The organism is Paraburkholderia sp. MM5496-R1, assembly GCF_050436205.1.
In the GTDB taxonomy this organism is placed as follows: domain Bacteria; phylum Pseudomonadota; class Gammaproteobacteria; order Burkholderiales; family Burkholderiaceae; genus Paraburkholderia; species Paraburkholderia tuberum.
On the sequence record NZ_JBNDLT010000002.1, the window covers coordinates 1,185,959 to 1,205,382 of the forward strand.

Annotated in this window: 10 protein-coding genes and 1 pseudogene; 7 read left to right on the top strand and 4 right to left on the bottom strand. The window is 65.1% G+C overall.

The window, feature by feature from the left end; translation table 11 throughout:
- Window positions 1-476 precede the first annotated feature (476 nt).
- The 5 genes and pseudogenes from OKW38_RS12360 (at window position 477) to OKW38_RS12380 (ending at window position 11,540) form a co-directional block, all read left to right on the top strand.
- A complete protein-coding gene (locus OKW38_RS12360; RefSeq protein ID WP_429361700.1) occupies window positions 477-1,862 on the top strand; it encodes a hypothetical protein in 1,386 nt (461 codons plus the stop codon).
- 543 nt (window positions 1,863-2,405) lie between these two features.
- On the top strand, window positions 2,406-3,251 hold the full coding sequence (locus OKW38_RS12365) for an IclR family transcriptional regulator (protein ID WP_090804023.1): 846 nt from the start codon (window positions 2,406-2,408) through the stop codon (window positions 3,249-3,251).
- Window positions 3,252-3,683: 432 nt separating this feature from the next.
- On the top strand, window positions 3,684-5,051 hold the full coding sequence (locus tag OKW38_RS12370; RefSeq protein ID WP_429361702.1) for an MdtA/MuxA family multidrug efflux RND transporter periplasmic adaptor subunit: 1,368 nt from the start codon (window positions 3,684-3,686) through the stop codon (window positions 5,049-5,051).
- A 23-nt stretch (window positions 5,052-5,074) separates the two neighbouring features.
- Complete coding sequence (locus OKW38_RS12375; protein ID WP_429361704.1) at window positions 5,075-8,209, top strand: MdtB/MuxB family multidrug efflux RND transporter permease subunit; 3,135 nt, start codon at window positions 5,075-5,077, stop codon at window positions 8,207-8,209.
- Between the two features lie 3 nt (window positions 8,210-8,212).
- A pseudogene (locus OKW38_RS12380) lies at window positions 8,213-11,540 on the top strand (efflux RND transporter permease subunit).
- Window positions 11,541-11,557: 17 nt separating this feature from the next.
- On the opposite strand, the gene OKW38_RS12385 reads toward OKW38_RS12380, so the two are convergent.
- The 3 genes from OKW38_RS12385 to OKW38_RS12395 all read right to left on the bottom strand — a co-directional run bounded on the left by OKW38_RS12385 (window position 11,558) and on the right by OKW38_RS12395 (window position 14,126).
- A complete protein-coding gene (locus OKW38_RS12385; RefSeq protein WP_429361706.1) occupies window positions 11,558-12,022 on the bottom strand; it encodes a hypothetical protein in 465 nt (154 codons plus the stop codon).
- A 67-nt stretch (window positions 12,023-12,089) separates the two neighbouring features.
- Window positions 12,090-12,653, bottom strand: coding sequence for a peroxiredoxin (locus tag OKW38_RS12390; RefSeq protein WP_090805681.1), 564 nt, complete (start codon window positions 12,651-12,653; stop codon window positions 12,090-12,092).
- 171 nt (window positions 12,654-12,824) lie between these two features.
- Window positions 12,825-14,126: an EAL and HDOD domain-containing protein gene (locus OKW38_RS12395; protein WP_429361708.1), complete on the bottom strand. Its 1,302-nt coding sequence runs from the start codon at window positions 14,124-14,126 to the stop codon at window positions 12,825-12,827.
- 353 nt (window positions 14,127-14,479) lie between these two features.
- Here OKW38_RS12395 and OKW38_RS12400 point away from each other — a divergent pair, with 353 nt between their 5' ends.
- Both OKW38_RS12400 and OKW38_RS12405 read left to right on the top strand, forming a co-directional pair.
- Window positions 14,480-16,294, top strand: coding sequence for a putative bifunctional diguanylate cyclase/phosphodiesterase (locus OKW38_RS12400; protein WP_090804014.1), 1,815 nt, complete (start codon window positions 14,480-14,482; stop codon window positions 16,292-16,294).
- 95 nt (window positions 16,295-16,389) lie between these two features.
- Window positions 16,390-17,847 carry an HDOD domain-containing protein gene (locus tag OKW38_RS12405; protein ID WP_090804012.1) on the top strand — a complete coding sequence of 486 codons (1,458 nt, stop codon included), beginning with the start codon at window positions 16,390-16,392 and terminating at the stop codon, window positions 17,845-17,847.
- A 100-nt stretch (window positions 17,848-17,947) separates the two neighbouring features.
- Here OKW38_RS12405 and OKW38_RS12410 read toward each other — a convergent pair whose 3' ends face one another.
- Window positions 17,948-19,324: an EAL and HDOD domain-containing protein gene (locus tag OKW38_RS12410; RefSeq protein WP_429361710.1), complete on the bottom strand. Its 1,377-nt coding sequence runs from the start codon at window positions 19,322-19,324 to the stop codon at window positions 17,948-17,950.
- Window positions 19,325-19,424: the final 100 nt, after the last annotated feature.

Below are 19,424 nucleotides of genomic sequence, written 5' to 3' on the forward strand. Positions count from 1 at the left end.
AGGTTGGTGATCGGGATCACCTGCCGCGAATATAGGACACTCCGAAAACAAAAGGATGCCCACCCGAGACCGGCGGGATCATCGTGGCTGGCTGAGACCCCCTTCCAAGGTCGAGCGCGCCGTGCCAATCGTGGCTTGAGCAGTTTCCTCTAGTGTGCGTTCACGACGAGCGTCCGTTCGTTGCTGTGATGAGGTGAGTAGACCCGGGGAGTTGCACCCCGAGCCTCTCGCAGAACCGAATGTGAGCCTCTCGACTCATTCGGCTCCCGTTATCCAACCGATACCCCTACGACACGCCAGTGGACAAACAACCTGGGGTGGGCGAAATTCATCTTGCGTAGCCATTCCGCACTACATCGCTTGCGCTGCCGCAGCCTCCTGTACTTTCGTCGAGCCCACCGCATAAGCCGTAGGTCGATGTAGCCGAAGAGGCTGTGCATCGCCGCCCGGTAGAACATCAGTATGAACAGGCTGCCTTGGGTTATTACAAGCTCGATGCATCTGAGCCGAGGATCGCATCGAAGGTAGCGTACTGTGAATGGATGCTTGGCCACGACGAAGAGGCATTCAATCGCCTCATGTCGCTTGGCGAAGAACTTGACGCAGATGGTGTAGGCCTTCTGAGCGAGTTGATTCGTACTCGCTATGGTGACAAAAATCGTAGTGCACACATGGAGGCGATTTGGCCGCGCCTTAAGGCCGTTACGACGACTGATTCCGTACCGCTTTTGGCTGACGAGGCACGCGGACGTGGTTTGTGGCCTGGAGACGCTGAAAATCGCGAACAGAGGCGCCGAGAAATCGAGAGGCTGCTTTCTCTTCACCCGACCAGTCAGCGCATTCGCCTAGAAGTTCTTAACGAGTTGCGACGCTCCGACTCTCCGGCAGAGGAACGATACGCATTGTTGCGCGGTTGGAACAGTAGCGACCTAATCCCGAGGTTCCAATGGGAATCTGCTTGTGTGGCTGCTGAAGTGCGAAAATTCGACGAGGCAATCGATTACCTCCGCCAACTGGAAAAGAGAGAGCGTCAGAGCGCACGCCCATCACAGAACCTACTTCTGAATATCGACCTCGCGCGGTGCGATATCGCAGTTGGCTCTGCTGATGCTCCCGATTTATCTGGCTACGATGCAATTCTGAGCGGCACTACGCTCGACGGCGAAAATAGCGCGCGCGTTGTTCATGCAGCACTTGCGGCCGCCTGCAGTTTCGCCCCGGAACGAGTTGCCGAGCTGTGCGATGGTTTGCTCAATGCACTCAAATCAACCGAGTATGGATTCCCGATCGATGCTTCAGCGCTGTTCAACGAGTCGTATCCCGTCAGTGGTCAAGAATGGGACGACTATGCCCATACTTGGCCGTGCGGCAACCTCTTTCCCCATCGAGATATTCTTCTCGCAACTACACAAGGCCACGCGAACGCGTTCCTCCGCGCCGCTTTCGCCGCGTCAAAAATTAATGGAAACTATATGGACGACGATGTAGAACCGGAACTCCCAGCGGGATTCTGGGATGACATCGAAGCGCTTATTGGAAATAGTACAGGAGATGATTCTGAGCTCGGTGGCAAACTTTTGTCACTCCAAAATGCCGCTCGCGCGCATCGCCACCGTCCCAATTGGACTGCGTTAGGGCAGTCTTGGATAAAATCCGAGATACTTCGCAGCCCCGATGACTATGCCGTCACTTACGGATGGCTGACCCTGAAGGCAGCGACACGAACCGCCACCTCTGCACGGACCTTTACCTCTGGAGTTCTCAAGCAATTGCGCGATAGCGCAATTGAGTCGCCCCAAGCGTATGACTTGGTTGAACCACTCGTGGAAATCCGCATTCGCGCTCGTGAATCTCGGCGTTGAGACAAAGTGCTCCGGTTTGCATCGCCGAGGCAGAGCTCCAATCTGTGACCATTAAAATTGGCGCATTGCACAATAAGAATACGCGTCGCCGCAGACTTTGTTGCATCTGGACCGCTCTCCCTCACTTCCCGCAAACTTTGTTGTGCACCCGTAACAACAAAAAAAAAGCGTCACGTTGCCGTGACGCCTTAAAAAGTTCTAGCCATTCCGAGGGCCGTGCTAGAACCTGAGAGAAGGTCATTCGAAAGGCGCAAGCGCATTGGACGGGCAATCGATCCTGGATTTCGGGATTTTTCCGCTCGCGCGCACCAAAATGCAGCGGAGACAAGCGACTTTCGAAATGCGGTTCCATTTTTTATGGTTATGCTGACTAAGTCAAGCAAAAAGATGTAGTCGGCCATCGATCGGCAATTTCTTCCGATACAATGATTTTTCTTAAAAATGCATGAATGGGTGCCCCGGTTTGGAGATGTCCCTGCCTCTGTGAGCGGCCATCAACAGGTTGTCGCACGAACAATTTGAAATGCTGTTCCAAAAAAACGCATGAACCGATCCACTCCCAACCAACCCGTCGCCGCCAAGGTCACCGCCAGCAAAGACCGAGACGGCCCGGGCGATGAAGTCACCGCGCTCGCGCGCGGCCTGACCGTACTGCGCGCCGTCGCCGCCGCACACGCACCACTCAGCAATCGCGAACTCGCCGAGTTGACCGGCATCCCGAAGCCCACCGTGTCGCGCATCACCGCGACGCTCGTGGGCACAGGTTTTCTGCTGCGACTACCCGACAGCGAGCGCTTCGTGCTGACTTCGTCGGTGCTCGAACTGAGCAACGGCTTTCTGCGCAACTTCGACATCCGCTCGCGCGCGCGGCCGTTTCTGATCGAACTCGCGGAACGCACCGCGTTGTCGGTGCATCTGGCGGTGCGCGACCGCTACGACATGGTCGTCATCGACGCGATCCGGCCGCGTTCGGCGGTGCTCGTGTCGCGACTCGAAATCGGCTCGCGCATGAGCTTGACGCGCACCGCCGTCGGCCGGGCGTACCTCGCGGCGCTCGCGCAACCGGACCGCGACCGTCTGCTGGTCGGCCTGCAGACGGCCGAAGGTGACGATTGGGGCTATATCGGCAGCCGTCTCGCAAGCGCGATCCAGGACACCCTCGAGCGCGGCTTCGCAATCGCCACCGGCGAGTGGTACAACGGGCTGAACGCGATCGCGCTCGGCTTCGTCGGGCCGTCGGGCGAGCGCTACGCAGTCAATTGCGGCGGCTCGGCCGACCAATGTCCGCGCGACTGGCTGATCGCGCGCGCCGCGCCCGCGCTGCTCGAATGCATCGACAAGATCGTCCTGGAGATCGGCGGCACGCCGGGGCGCCGGCTCGACGAATAAGCCGTCGGCGGCAACGGGCGCCAAACGGCGCCCCGCGCGGATCGAACGCGGCGCCAGCCGCCCGTGATCTGCGAGAGTGGCGACGGCGGCCCGCCCTCGCCCGACGATGCGCCGACATGCTGTAACCTTCGTAATCAACCGAAAAATACGCGGCTGGACTGTTACAGACGCCGCAACGTACGATCACGCATCCCGTTGCGGGACCGCGCGCCGCGAGCCGTGAGCCTCGTCGAACCGGCCGCGTCCAGCCGTGATGATTCCGCATTGCGTTAACATCCCTGTCCCGCGCCTCGGGTAGCATCGCGCTGAACATTGCGCGGCGCCCGCCGCCACGACCGCCTGACATGCCGCCCATGTGCCGGCCCACCGCCCTTCGATGGCGGCGACCGCATCGGCGGCTCACATCATCAAGCCAGCCACCCGACCGAACCAATGGACGAACAACAAAAGCACCCGGAAACCGAACGCCCTGCCGCTCCCCAGCCGTCCGCGAACGGCGCGCAATCGAGCGCGCCCGGCGCGGTGAAACGCCACCGCGGCCGCACCGTCGCGCTGATCGTCGCGGCGCTGGTCGTGTTCGGCGTCGTGCTGTGGCGCTGGCATCCGTGGGGCGGGCCCGGCAGCGGTGCGAGCGCGCCGGGGGCGGCGAGCGGCGCGCGCAGCGGCCGCTTCGGCCGCGGCGGTCCGAACGCGATGGCCAACATGGCGCAGCCGGTGCACGTCGCCGCCGCGACGCAGGGCGAGATGCCGGTCGTGCTGACCGCGCTCGGCACGGTCACGCCGCTCGCCACCGTCACCGTGCTGCCGCAACTGAGCGGCGTGCTGCAGGACGTCTATTTCAAGGAAGGCCAGATGGTCAAGAAGGGCGACGTACTGGCCCAGATCGACCCGCGCCCGTACGAAATTTCGCTGCGCAACGCCGAGGGCACGCTGGTGCGCGACGAGGCGCTGCTCGCCACCGCGCGTCTCGATCTGAAGCGCTATCAGACGCTGCTCGCGCAGGACTCGATCGCGAGCCAGCAGGTCGACACGCAGGCGTCGCTGGTGCGGCAATACGAAGGCACGGTGAAGTCCGACCAGGCCAACGTCGACAGCTTCAAGCTCGACCTCGTGTACGCGCGCATCACCGCGCCGGTGTCGGGACGCGTCGGTCTGCGTCAGGTCGACCCGGGCAACTACGTGACCTCGGGCCTCACCAACGGCATCGTCGTGATTACGCAGCTCGATCCGATCAGCGTGGTGTTCACGACTTCCGAAGACAATCTGCAGCAGATCATCCAGCACATGCAGAACGGCGAGTCGCTGTCGGCCACCGCGTACGACCGCAGCAACACGCATCCGCTCGAAGTCGGCTCGCTAAAGACGATGGACAATCAGATCGACACGACCACCGGCACGATCAAACTGCGCGCGATCTTCGAGAACAAGGACAACGGCCTGTTCCCGAACCAGTTCGTCAACACTCGCCTGCTCGTCGATACGATCAGGAACGCGGTGATCGTGCCGACCTCGGCGGTGCTCAACGGCTCGATGGGTACCTTCGTGTACGTCGTGAGGCCCGACAACACGGTCACCGTGCGCCAGGTCAAGGTCGGCCCGGTCGACGGCGAGCGCACCAGCATCCAGTCGGGCCTCGCGGTCGGCGAGCGCGTCGTGATCGACGGTTCGGACCGGCTGCGCGAAGGCGCGAAGATCACGATTCCGGCCGAGCGGCCGCGTGGCGCGTCCGGCGCATCGGCCGCATCCGGCGCGCACGCGCACGCGCATCGCGGCCGGCACGCGGCGCAAGCATCGCAATAAAGTAAAGGCACGGCACTTACCGCATGAATCCATCCCGCGCTTTTATTCTGCGTCCTGTCGGCACCGCGCTGCTGATGGCGGCGATCATGCTGGTCGGCCTCGTCGCGCTGCGCTTTCTGCCGCTGTCCGCGCTGCCCGAGGTCGACTATCCGACGATCCAGGTGCAGACCTTCTATCCGGGCGCGAGCCCGGACGTGATGACGTCGTCCGTGACGGCGCCGCTCGAGAGGCAGTTCGGGCAGATGCCGTCGCTGAACCAGATGTCGTCGCAAAGCTCGGCCGGCTCGTCGATCATCACGCTGCAGTTCAGCCTCGACCTGCCGCTCGACATCGCCGAGCAGGAGGTCCAGGCGGCGATCAACGCAGCGGGCAACCTGCTGCCGTCCGACCTGCCCGCGCCACCGATCTACGCGAAGGTCAACCCGGCCGACGCGCCGATCATCACGCTCGCGATCACGTCGAAGACACTGCCGCTCACGCAGGTGCAGGATCTCGCCGACACGCGTCTCGCGCAGAAGATTTCGCAGGTCGCCGGGGTGGGTCTCGTGAGCCTGTCGGGCGGCCAGCGCCCGGCGATCCGCATTCAGGCGAACCCGCGCGCGCTCGCCGCGTACGGCCTGAATCTCGACGACCTGCGCACCACCGTCTCGAACCTGAACGTCAACACGCCGAAGGGCAATTTCGACGGTCCGACGCGCAACTACACGATCAACTCGAACGACCAGTTGACCGACGCCGACGAATACAAGAGCGCCGTGGTCGCGTACAAGAGCGGCCGTCCGGTGATGCTGACCGACGTCGCGAGCATCGTGGCGGGACCGGAGAATACGAAGCTCGGCGCGTGGGTCGACAACACGCCCGCGATCATCCTGAACGTGCAGCGCCAGCCAGGCGCGAACGTGATCCAGGTGGTCGACAGCATCAAGGCGCTGCTGCCGCAGTTGCAGCAGTCGCTGCCCGCCGCGCTCGACGTCGAGGTCGTCACCGACCGCACCACGACGATCCGCGCGTCGGTGCGCGACGTGCAGTTCGAACTGGCGATGTCGGTCGTGCTGGTCGTGCTGGTGATGTACCTGTTCCTCGCCAACATCTACGCGACGATCATTCCGAGCCTGTCGGTGCCGCTGTCGCTGATCGGCACGCTCGCGGTGATGTATCTGTGCGGCTTCTCGCTCGACAACCTGTCGCTGATGGCGCTGACCATCGCCACCGGCTTCGTCGTCGACGACGCGATCGTGATGATCGAGAACATCGCGCGCTACGTCGAGGAAGGCGACACGGCGCTCGAAGCCGCGCTGAAGGGCTCGAAGCAGATCGGCTTCACGATCATTTCGCTGACGGTCTCGCTGATCGCGGTGCTGATTCCGCTGCTCTTCATGGGCGACGTGGTCGGGCGCCTGTTCCACGAATTCGCGATCACGCTCGCGGTGACGATCGTCATCTCCGCGGTCGTCTCGCTGACGCTCGTGCCGATGATGTGCGCGAAGCTGTTGCGCCACACGCCGCCGCACGACAGTCACCGTTTCGAGGCGAAGGCGCACCGCTTCATCGACTGGGTGATCGCGCGCTACGCGGTCGCGCTCACGTGGGTGCTGAACCGTCAGCGCTCCACGCTGGTCGTCGCGGTGCTCACGCTGGTGCTGACCGGCCTGCTGTACGTGTTCGTGCCGAAGGGCTTCTTCCCGGTGCAGGACACCGGTGTGATCCAGGCGATCACGCAGATGCCGCAGTCGGTGTCGTTCGCATCGATGGCCGAGCGTCAGCAGGCGCTCGCCGACCAGATCCTGAAGAACCCGGACGTCGAAAGCCTGACCTCGTTCATCGGCGTGGACGGCAGCAACATCACGCTGAACAGCGGCCGCATGCTGATCAACCTGAAGCCGCGCGACGACCGCAGCAATACCGCGAGCGAGGTGATCCGCCAGTTGCAGAAAGACGTCGCGCATATTCCGGGCGCGTCGCTCTACATGCAGCCGGTGCAGGACCTGACGATCGACTCGACCGTCAGCCCGACGCAGTATCAGTTCATGCTGACCGATCCGAACATCAGCGAATTCACGACGTGGGTGCCGAAGCTGGTCGACCGGTTGAAGCAGTCGCCCGAGCTCGCGGACGTCGCGACCGATCTGCAGGACAACGGCCGCTCGGTATTCATCGATATCGACCGCGCGACCGCCGCGCGCTTCGGCATCACACCGGCCACGATCGACAACGCGTTGTACGACGCGTTCGGCCAGCGCATCATTTCGACGATCTTCACGCAGTCGAACCAGTACCGCGTGATTCTCGAAGCGCAGCCGACGATGCAGCACTACACCACGTCGCTGAACTCGATCTACCTGCCCTCTTCCACGTCGACGGGCGGACAGGTGCCGCTGTCGTCGATCGCGAAGTTCATCGAGCAACCCGCGCCGCTGCTGGTCACGCACCTGAGCCAGTTCCCGGCCACCACGGTGTCGTTCAACCTCGCGCCGGGTTCGTCGCTCGGCGCGGCGGTCAAGGCGATCCAGCAGGCCGAGAAGGACGTCGGTCTGCCCGCGTCGTTCCAGACGCGCTTCCAGGGCGCGGCGCTCGCGTTCCAGGCGTCGCTCGCCAACGAGCTGTTCCTGATCCTCGCGGCGATCGTCACGATGTACATCGTGCTCGGCGTGCTGTACGAGAGCTTCATCCATCCGATCACGATTCTGTCGACGCTGCCGTCGGCCGGCGTCGGCGCGCTGCTCGCGCTGCTGATCACCGGCCACGATCTCGACATCATCGGCATCATCGGCATCGTGCTGCTGATCGGTATCGTGAAGAAGAACGCGATCATGATGATCGACTTCGCGCTCTATGCCGAGCGCGAGGAAGGCAAGCCGCCGCGCGAGGCGATCTACCAGGCGTGTCTGCTGCGCTTCCGGCCGATCCTGATGACCACGCTCGCCGCGCTGCTCGGCGCGCTGCCGCTGATGCTCGGCACCGGCGCGGGCTCGGAGCTGCGCCGGCCGCTCGGTATCGCGATCGCCGGCGGCCTGATCGTGAGCCAGCTGCTGACCCTGTTCACGACGCCGGTGATCTACCTCGCGTTCGATTCGCTCGGCCGCCGGCTGCGCGAGCGCTTTAACCGCGGCGATTCGTCCGGTAGCGCCACGCCGCCCGCCACCGATGCAGGGAACTGAGCGATGAACCTGTCGCGTCCGTTTATCTCCCGTCCGGTCGCCACCACGCTGCTGGCGATCGGCATCGCGTTGTCGGGGGTATTCGCGTTCACGAAGCTGCCGGTCGCGCCGCTGCCGCAGGTCGACTTCCCGACCATCTCGGTGCAGGCGACGCTGCCGGGCGCAAGCCCGGAGACCGTCGCGACGAGCGTCGCGAGTCCGCTCGAGCGGCATCTCGGCTCGATCGCCGACGTCACCGAGATGACGTCGCAGAGCTCGGTCGGCTCGACGCGCATCACGCTGCAGTTCGGCCTGAACCGCAACATCGACGGCGCCGCGCGCGACGTGCAGGCGGCGATCAACGCGGCGCGCGCCGACCTGCCCGCGAGCCTGCGCAGCAACCCGACCTACCACAAGGTCAACCCGGCCGACGCGCCGATCCTGATTCTCGCGCTGACGTCGAGCACGCTGACGGCGGGCCAGCTCTACGATTCGGCCGCGACGGTGCTGCAGCAGTCGTTGTCGCAGGTGCAGGGGGTTGGCGAAGTGGATGTCAGCGGTTCGGCGAATCCGGCCGTGCGCGTCGAGTTGCTGCCGCACGCGCTGTCGCATTACGGCATCGGCCTCGAGGACGTGCGCGCGGCGCTCGCCGCGGCCAATGCGAACAGCCCGAAGGGCTCGATCGAGTTCGGCGAGAACCGCGTACAGCTGTACACCAACGACCAGGCGAGCAAGGCGTCGCAATACAAGGACCTCGTCATTGCCTATCGCAACGGCGCGCCGGTCAAACTCTCCGACATGGGCGAAGTCGTCGATTCGGTCGAAGATCTGCGCAACCTCGGTCTCTTCAATGGCAAGCGCTCGGTGCTCGTGATCCTGTACCGGCAGCCGGGCGCGAACATCATCGAGACCGTCGACCGCGTGAAGGCGATGCTGCCGCAACTGCACGCGTCGCTGCCCGCCGACGTCGACATCGCGCCGACCTCGGACCGCTCGACGACGATCCGCGCGTCGTTGAGGGACACCGAGCGCACGCTCGTGATCGCGGTCACGCTCGTCGTGATGGTGGTGTTCCTGTTCCTGCGCAACTGGCGCGCCACGCTGATTCCGAGCGTGGCCGTGCCGATCTCGATCGTCGGCACGTTCGGCGCGATGTACTTGATGGGCTTCTCGATCGACAATCTGTCGCTGATGGCGTTGACCATCGCGACCGGCTTCGTCGTCGACGACGCGATCGTCGTGCTCGAAAACATCTCGCGCCACATCGAAGACGGCGTGCCGCGCATGAAGGCCGCGTTCATCGGCGCGCGCGAGGTCGGCTTCACGGTGATGTCGATCAGCATCTCGCTGGTCGCCGTGTTCCTGCCGATCCTGCTGATGGGCGGCATCGTCGGGCGGCTGTTCCGCGAGTTCGCGCTGACGCTGTCGCTCGCGATCGCGGTGTCGCTGGTCGTATCGCTGACGCTCACGCCGATGATGTGCTCGCGCCTGCTGCGCGAGCCGCACGAGAAAGAGCAGGAAAGCCGCTTCGGCCGCTGGCTCGAACGCGGTTTCTCATCGATGCAGCGCGGCTACGAGCGCACGCTCGGCTGGGCGCTGCGGCATCCGCTGCTGATCGTCCTTGTCCTGCTGCTGACCATCGCGCTGAACATCGCGCTCTACATCATCGTGCCGAAGGGCTTTTTCCCGCAGCAGGACACCGGGCGCCTGATCGGCGGCATCCAGGCCGACCAGAGCACGTCGTTCCAGGCGATGAAAGGCAAGTTCTCGGAGATGATGGCGATCGTCGGCAAGAACCCCGCGGTCGACAGCGTGGTCGGCTTTTACCGGCGGCCGGCAGACCAACTCGGGCTTCATGTTCGTGTCGCTGAAGCCGAAAAGCGAGCGCAAACTCTCCGCCGACCAGGTGATCCAGCAGCTGCGCGCGCCGCTCGGCGACGTGGCCGGCGCGCGCACGTTCCTGCAGGCGGTGCAGGACATTCGCGTGGGCGGCCGGCAGTCGAACGCGCAGTATCAGTTCACGCTGCTCGCCGACTCGACTCCCGATCTGTACAAGTGGGGGCCGAAGCTCACCGAGGCGCTGCAGGCACGCAAGGAGCTCGCGGACGTGAACTCCGACCAGCAGCAAGGCGGTCTCGAAGCGATGGTGACGATCGACCGCGCCACGGCATCGCGCCTCGGCATCAAGCCCGCGCAGATCGACAACACGCTGTATGACGCGTTCGGCCAGCGCCAGGTGTCGACGATCTACAACCCGCTGAACCAGTATCACGTCGTGATGGAAGTCGCGCCGCAATACTGGCAGAGCCCGGAGATGCTGAAGCAGATTTTCGTCAGCACGTCGGGCGGCAGCGCGAGCGGCGCGCAGACCACCAACGCGCCGGCCGGCACCGTGACGTCCAGAGCGACCAGCACGTCGACCACGACGAGCGCGGCAACCGGCGGCATGGCCGCCACCACCGCGACGAGCGCGGCCAGCATCGCAGCCGACTCCGCGCGCAATCAGGCCATCAACTCCATCGCGGCGAGCGGCAAGTCGAGCGCGTCGTCGGGCTCGGCGGTGTCGACCGCGAAGGAGACGATGGTGCCGCTGTCGGCGATCGCGAGCTTCGGGCCGGGCACCACGCCGCTATCGGTCAATCACCAGAGCCAGTTCGTCGCCTCGACGATCTCGTTCAACCTGCCCCCGGGCGTGTCGCTGTCCACCGCCACGCAGACGATCTACGACACGATGGCCGAGATCGGCATGCCCGCCACCATTCACGGCAGCTTCCAGGGCACCGCGCAGGCGTTCCAGCAGTCGATGTCCGACCAGCCGATCCTGATCCTCGCCGCGCTCGCGGCGGTGTACATCGTGCTCGGCATCCTGTACGAGAGCTATATCCACCCGCTGACGATCCTGTCGACGCTGCCGTCCGCGGGCGTGGGCGCGTTGCTCGCGCTGCTGCTGTTCAAGACCGAGTTCAGCATCATCGCGCTGATCGGTGTGATCCTGCTGATCGGCATCGTGAAGAAGAACGCGATCATGATGGTGGACTTCGCGATCGACGCGTCGCGCAAGGGAATGTCGTCGCGCGACGCGATCTACCAGGCCTGTCTGCTGCGCTTCCGGCCGATCATGATGACCACCTTCGCCGCGCTGCTCGGCGCGTTGCCGCTCGCGTTCGGCAGCGGCGAAGGCGCGGAGATGCGCGCGCCGCTCGGTATTTCGATCGTCGGCGGGCTGATCGTCAGCCAGATGCTGACGCTCTATACGACGCCGGTCGTCTATCTGTACATGGATCGCATCCGCGTGCGCTGGGAGGCGAGAAAGGCACGCCGCGCGGGTGGCGCGGCGCCGACGTCGTCATGACGTAGTGAAGGTGGCGCTCACAGCTTCTGCTCGATGGCCAGCGAGAAAATCCGCTGCCATCGGCGCGCCGCCCGCTCGTTCGACATCGGCACGAGCCACTCGCCGTGCCGCGAGTCCTTGACCTTCAGCGCGAGCCGCGCCTGTGCGTCGCGGTCCTGTGCTTCGGCGCCGAGCAGATCGGCGAAGATATACGCGCCTTGCTGGTCGCCGACGCGAATCTCGCAGAGCCGCTTGGCCGCCGCGAGCCGCACCGAGCCCCAACTGCCCTTCAATTCGTGCGTCCAGTCACCGTCGCGCACGTTCGGCGCGACTTCGCGGCGCCGCTGCCGCCAGTACGCGAGCGCACCGGCGATCAGCAACGCAACCAGCACAGCCACACCCTCCGCCACCGCCAGCCCGAAAGCGGCCTGCAGCGCATAAAAGGCACGCACCGCGCCGTACCCCAGCGCGATCAGCGCAATCAACGCAACGACAATCGGCATCGCAAGCTCATCCGGCAAATGGTTTTAGTCGGCTAGCGCGGGCAAACGCGACGGCGCGTTCGGCCCCTCACTGCGCCTTATGCGCGGCCGACCACTCCTTGAGCGCGTTCAGCGTGTTCTCGACATGCTTGTCGGGCGACAGGCTCGTGTACTCGTAGATGATCTTGCCGTCGGGCGAGATCACGTACGACACGCGATTCGCCATGCCGGCCTTGAACGGCATGGCCGCGTCGTACGCATTGATCACCTTCGCGTCGGCGTCGGCCGCGACCGGGAATTTGCTGCGGCATTCGCTGACCGAAAACTTCGTCAGCGTATCGATGTTGTCGTGCGACACGCCGATCACCGTCGCGCCGTACTTCTTGTATTGGTCGACCGCATCGGCGAAATCGTGCGCCTCGATCGTGCAGCCCTTCGTGAACGCGGCCGGATAGAAGTACAGCACGACCGGGCCCTTCTTCAGTTCGTCGGCGAGCGAATACGTGTAGGTCTTGCCGCCGAGCGAGGCCTCGGCGGTAAACATCGGCGCCGTATCGCCGGGCTTCAGGGTTGCCGAGGCGAGCGGCGAATGCATTGCGAATCCGAACGCCATGACGGCGGCCAGTACCGCCGGTATGTGTTTTGTCTTCATCTGCTCCTCCACGCGTGAGCGCACGCAATTGATCGGGTCCATCGGAGACAGCTTCGGCCGACGTCACAGGCCGTCGCTGAACTTTCTATTGGACCACGGATGCGCACGCGGCGTGGGTCGTCGCCCGGATCACAAGCGAATCGAAAGGGTGCGGCGCGCGAGCTCGACGCATCAAACGCCCAATTCCGCCACGTGCGCGCCGAACCACGCCGCCGCCGACAGGTTCAGCTCCGACAGCACGTCGGGCGTCAGCGCGTGTAAGCCCGCCGCCGTCGCGACCGGCGCCGCGTCGCCGCCCTCGCCCGCGACCTCGGCGATCAGCAGCAGCGCGCCCAGTTCGCCCTTGCGCGCGACGATCGCGTCGCGAATCTGCGGCGCCAGGCCGAGTTTCTCGAGCACCGCGTCAGGCGTGCTGTCGAGCACGATGTGCACGAGCGAAAAAATCCCGGTCATGAACGCGGCGTCGGCGAATTCGCCGTCGGCCGGACGCAGCCAGTTCGCGGCGAGTTCCATGAAGCGCGAGCGCGTCGCCGCCAGTTGCACGAGCGGATCGGCGCGCCACGGCAACTCGCCGGTGTCCGAGTACAGCAGCAGTTGCGCCCAGCGTGCGATCTGCCGCGTGCCGGTCGCGATGATCGCCTCGCGCAGCGACGCGATGTTGCGCCCGAGGCCGAATGCACTCGAATTGACGAGCCGCAGCAGTTGCACGACCACGCCCGGATTGACCTTCAGCTCCGCCTCGAGCTCGACGATGCCGGCGTCGCGCGACAGCAGCGCGAGCAGCCGCAGCAGGCCCGGACGCAGCGAGCGGTTGCGCGGCGCGGCCAGCACCTGCGGCCGCGCGAAGAAGTAGCCCTGGAACAGATCGAAACCGAGCTCGTGGGCGAGCGCGAAGTCCTCGCGCGTCTCGACCTTCTCGGCGAGCAGCGTCTTGCCGTGGCCGCGCAGCGTCGACGCGAGCTGCGCGACGGCGCGGCGCGGCGTCTGCACGAAATCGATCTTGACGATGTCGGCGTACGGCAGCATCGCGCTCAGCTCGTCGGACAGATCGTGCACGTCGTCGAGCGCGACCTGGAAGCCGGCGCCGCGCAACTCGCCGAGACGACGCGCGAGCGAGGCGTCGTAGCGCACGGTTTCGAGGATTTCGAGCACGAAGCGCTCGGGCGGCATCAGATGGACGATGTCGCTAAAGAGCAGCGCGCGATCGATATTGACGAAGCCGCGATGCTGGCCGAGCACGGCGGGTACGCCGATTCCGCCGATCGTGCGCGCGACCACCTGCGCGGTGGCCTGCGTGTCGTCGCTGATTTCGGCGTAGTTGTACGTTCCGGCACGGAACAGCAGCTCGTAGGCGTGAAGCGCGCCATGGCGATCGAGAATCGGCTGGCGGCCGACATAGACGTACTGTGGGGCAGCGTCCAGCTCCCCGTGCTCACGATAGCCGGCCGACGCGCCGGCGAGGACATCACGCACCTCGACGTCCCGCGGGACGGGCCGTGGGGCTCTGGCGGACCTGACGACGGGGCGTTCGGACATGGATCATCAGTGCAAGGTTCGGAAAGTCTATGCAGCGCGACGTCATCAGCGTCGCCAAATAAAGGGGATTCGCCGTATTAACGGCCGCGAGGCGACGTCACTTTAACCGAATCGTCCCGGCGACGGCGCCGGGCTTCTCCTTACCAGATGTTTTTCTCCACGGGCCGCTAAAGATTTCCCCGCATGCGTCGTTATCTCGTTCTGATGGGGCGGCCTGCTATCTCCTGGCCGCCCGGAGCGGCGGACAAGCAGCCCCGCCTGCGGACGAACCCAGGTTGCCAGCGACAAACATGGAAGCGAACACGATCACCGCGCCCCGCCGGGGCTCCTTGCGCACGGTCATCGACCGGCTGTGGGCGTTCGGCCGGCGCGAGGACGACGACCAGCCGAGCAGCGCGAACCGCCCGCCCCCACTGGAACAGGTGGTCGGCGCGGTCGATCTGCTCGCGCACGTCGACGATGCGCTGCGCTTCATCTACGTGTCCGACGCGAGCCTGCGCTTCATCGGCTATCACCGCGAATACCTGAAAACCGCGACGCTGCACGATCTGGTCGCGCCCGCCGACGTGCCGCGCCTCGACGCGCTGCTCAAGCTCGCGGCGGCCTCGGGCAACATCGAGAAAGCGACGCTCGGGCTCGTCAAGTCGCTGACCTATCCGATCACGGTCGAGCTGCGGGTCGTGCGCAGCAGCCACGACGGCGTCGACGGCTACGCGATCGCCGGCTTCGACGTGTCGTCGTGGCGCGCCACCGAAGAGCGCCTGACCCAGGCGCTGCATCTGGACCGGCTGACCAGCCTGCCGAACCAGTCGGGCTTGCTGCACGCGTTGCTCGACGCGCAACAGAAGGCCGACGCGCACGGCACGCCGGTCGCGCTCTTGCTGCTCGATCTCGACGACTATCAGCGCGTGAACCGCGCACTCGGCTACGACGCCGGCGACGAGATGCTGCGCGACACGTCGCGGCGGCTGTTGAACATGACGAGCCCGAACGAAACGATCGCGCGCGTCGCCAGCGACGAGTTCGCGATCCTCGTGAAGCCTGCCGCGAGCCGCACCGACGCGGCGGCGGCCGCCGAAGCGCTGGCGCGGCGTCTGTTGACCGCGATCCAGCAGCCGTACGTGTTCAAGGGTCAGCAGGTGCACCTGTCGGCCAGCATCGGCATCGCGCTGTACCCGGACGTGCGCCACGCCAACGACACCGGCGGCCACGACACGCACCTGCTGCGCTGGGCCGACCACGCGCTGTTGCAGGCGAAGGCCGCGGGCGGCAACACGCTGGCGTTCTACGTACCCGACGACAACCCGGCCGACGCCGAGCGCCTCAAGCTCGAGGCCGACCTCTACGACGGCGTACGCAACGGCGAGTTTTCCCTACACTTCCAGCCGATCACGAGCAGCCGCACGCGGGGCGTGGTCGGTGTCGAGGCGTTGATTCGCTGGACGCATCCGGTGCATGGCCTCGTGCCGCCGTCGATGTTCATTCCGCTCGCGGAGTCGATCGGGCTCATCAACTTTCTCGGCAACTGGGTGCTGAAGGTCGCGTGCATGCAACTGATCCAGTGGGACGCGAAGGGCATCTCGCTACAGTACGTGGCCGTCAACGTGTCGCCGCAGCAGTTTCGCGATCCGCGCTTCAAGGACTCGGTGCGCGAGGCGATCGAGTTGACCGGCATCGATCCGCGCCGCCTCGTCTTCGAGATCACCGAAAGTCTGCTGATGCACGATCCGGCGCACGCGAAAGGCTTGCTCGAAGAGCTGACCGCGATGGGCATCCGCTTCGCCGTCGACGACTTCGGCACCGGCTATTCGAGCCTCGCGTACCTGCAGCGTTTTCCGCTCGCGAAGCTGAAGATCGACCGGAGTTTCGTGGAGAATCTGCTAACCTCGCGAAACGATCAGGCAATCGTTAGCGCTGTCGTCGGCCTTGCGCAGACGCTCGACCTCGAACTGGTAGCCGAGGGCGTCGAAACGGAAGCGCAACGCGCGTTGCTCACCGAGATGGGCTGCGATCACATTCAGGGCTGGCTCGTTTGCAAGGCGCTGCCGTCCGAGGAACTCGCGCAGCGCTTCGAATCGCGCGAGCTTCAGTTGCACGGCGCGTAACGGGCGATGCAGACACGACGCCCAGGCAGCGCAACAAGCCGGCTCACGACCGGCATGGCATTCACTGGAACACGTATGGCTTTTGCGGGACTCACATGGTAAAGGCGGCAGTGCTCGACCGGCTCTGGACGCGAATGAGCGAGCGCGGCGATTTCCCTATGCTGTCGCAATCGCTGCGCACCACCATGGCGGCAGTGACCAACGACGACCTCGACTTCACCGGCCTCGTGCAAGTGGTGCTGTCGGACTTCGCGCTCACCCAGAAGGTGCTGCGCCTCGCGAACTCGGCGATGTACATCGCGTTCGGCGGCAACATCACGACCGTGTCGCGCGCGCTGATGGTGCTCGGCATGGATGCGGTCGGCCATCTGGTCGTCGGTCTGAAGATCGTCGATCACTTTCATCAAAGCGCGCCGCGCCGCATCGACGCGAAACTCGAACTGAACCGCACGCTGCTGTCGGGCTGCGTCGCGCGCAAGCTGACCGAGCGCGGCGACCTGCGCGCCGGCGAGGAAGCGGTGGTCTGCACGCTGATGCGGCAGATCGGCAAGCTGCTGGTCGTGTTCTATCTCGACGCCGAATGGGACCAGATTCGCCGCCATATCGACGGCGGCGCACTCGAAACCGATGCGTGCGTGCTCGTGCTCGGCGTGACGTTCGATGAAATCGGCGCCGAAGCCGCGGTGCGCTGGCGCCTGCCTGACACGATCCGCTCGGGCATGGGCGAGTTCGATCCGGAGGATGTGACGCAACCGCGCCAGGTGCAGTGGCTGCGCGCGATCACCAATTACTCGACCGCGGTCGCCGACGTGCTCACCCAGCAGAACATGCCCGAGGGGGAGCGCGAGGCACGCATCGGCGAGCTTGCGCACGAGTACAGCGGCGCGCTGAACACCGACCCCGAGGTGCTGCTGCAGATGAGCGTCGCGCTATCGCGTGAGGATGGCGGCGACAGCGTGATGCGCGAGATCGTCGAGTTGCGCGCGAATGCCGATGCGATCGCGCGCGAGGCGCTCACACCCGAGGCGCGCATCGAGATCGGGGTGAAGGATCTGCGCGGCCTGCCCGAGGGCAGCCCGCTCGCACCGACGCTCGCGATGGCCGCCGAGACCGTGCTCGCGGCGCTCGGCTTCTCGCGCACCGTGGTGTACGTCAAGCACAGCAGCGGCACGTTCAAGGCGCGTCTCGGCTTCGGGCCGAAGATCGACGCGGCGCTGCCGCGGCTCTCGTTCAGCACCGCGTTCGAACCCGACGTATTTCATCTCGCGATCGCGAACTCGGTGGGCATCTTCATCGAGAATGCGCGCGATCCGAAGATGGTCGCGCGGCTGCCCGAGTGGTTCCGGCGCTCGTTCGACGACGCGCGCGCGTTCGTGCTGCTGCCGATCGTCGACGAAACCGATCAGACGGTCGCGCTGCTCTACGGCGACTGGTCGCATACGCAGGAGGCGCGCCGCATCTCGCAGAAGGAGATGAGCGTGCTCAACGAACTGGCACGGGAGTTAGGACGTTTTTTCGGCCAGGGGCAGATGCGGGAAATGGAGACGATGTGAAGACCTGGCGTGATCGTTGATCACGCCGCTTCACTTCGATCCTTTCCGTGTTTGCCCGCAAACGATTTTATCCGGGCACCGTGTGGGGCTTTTACCCCACTCAATCCTCGATCCGCTCGAGCCCTTCCGCGCTGCGATCCGCGACGCCGGCCCATGCGCCGGCCGCGAGACCCATCTGCGCCACCTCTTCCACGGTCAATGGAGCAAGACGCTCGCATAGCGTGGCGACGCGCTCCCATGCGCCGCCTTCGAGCGCTTCGACCGCGCTCAACAGCAGACCCAGCCTGCCCTCGCGATGCAGGATTGCGGCCTGGATCGGTCGCGACAGCGTAAGGATGTTCAACGTATTTTCGAGCGAGCCGCCGAACACCGCATCGACGAACGAAAACACACCGGTCAGGAAGGCCGCATCGGCTTCGTCGCGGCCCGCCTCGGGCATGCGCTCGATCGCGAGTTCCATGAAGCGCGCGCGCGCGGCCGCGAGTTGCAGCAGCGGATCGTCCTCCAGCGCGACCTTGCGGCCGTCTGCGTAGAGCAGCAGCTGCGTCCAGCGCGCGATGCGGTCGGTGCCGGTCGCGTTGATCGCGTCGCGCAGCGTCGTCACCTTGTGACCGACCGCGAGGCCGCTCGAATTCGCGAGCTTCATCAGATGCATGACGAGCACCGGGTTCAGCTTCAGCTCGGCTTCGAGCTGCGCGACCGTCGGGTCGCCCGCGAGCAGTTGCAGCAGATTGAGCAGCGCGTGGCGCGGCGCGCTGACGCGGCGCGTCGCCGAGCTTTGCGCGCGCGCGAAGTAATAACCCTGGAAGCGGTCGAAGCCGAGCTCGTGCAACGTTTCGAAGTCGGCCTGCGCATCGACACCTGATGCGAGCAGCAGCTTGCCAGCCGACTTCAGCACGCTCGCGAGCTTCGGCAGCAGCGCGCGCGGTGTGCGCGTGACGTCGATCTTGACGACTTCGGCGTACGGCAGCAGCTTCGCGAAAGTCTCGTTGGGCTGCGTGACGTCGTCGAGCGCGAAGCGGTAGCGGCGGCCATGCAGATACACGACACGCGCGATCAACGCGTCGTCGACTTCGAGCGATGAAGGCAGCTCGAGCATGAAGCGCTCGGCGGGCAGTCTCAGGATCGCGTCGTCGAGCAGCAGCTCGCGGCTCACGTCGACGTAGGCCGGATGGCCGGTCAGCGCGCCGCGCACGTCGCCTTGCACGAGCCCGCGCGCGATCGCGCGCGCGACGCGTTGCACCGGCGTGGGCGCGCGGCCCGGCAACGCGTCGGTTTCGGGAGGGAGATCGGTATTGGCTTGCGGGGCGGTGAGGTCCGCGTCGGCGAGCGGCAGCTCGGGCGCACGCACCTTGATCTCATAGCCGCACAGCATGCCGTCCCGATTCAGAATGGGCTGCCTTGCGTAGCTGGCGGTGAGCGACGCGTCGTCGGTCGTGCCGCTGTGGCTCAGAGTCTCGATTGCGATGGTGGTCATTCCAGTCCCCCGCTCGGCGCCGCTGGCGCCTGGCCGCTATGTTCTGTTTTTCGCTGCACGTTGGCGCGTTTCTGTGACGTTGCAAGCTCCGTCGCGCGCG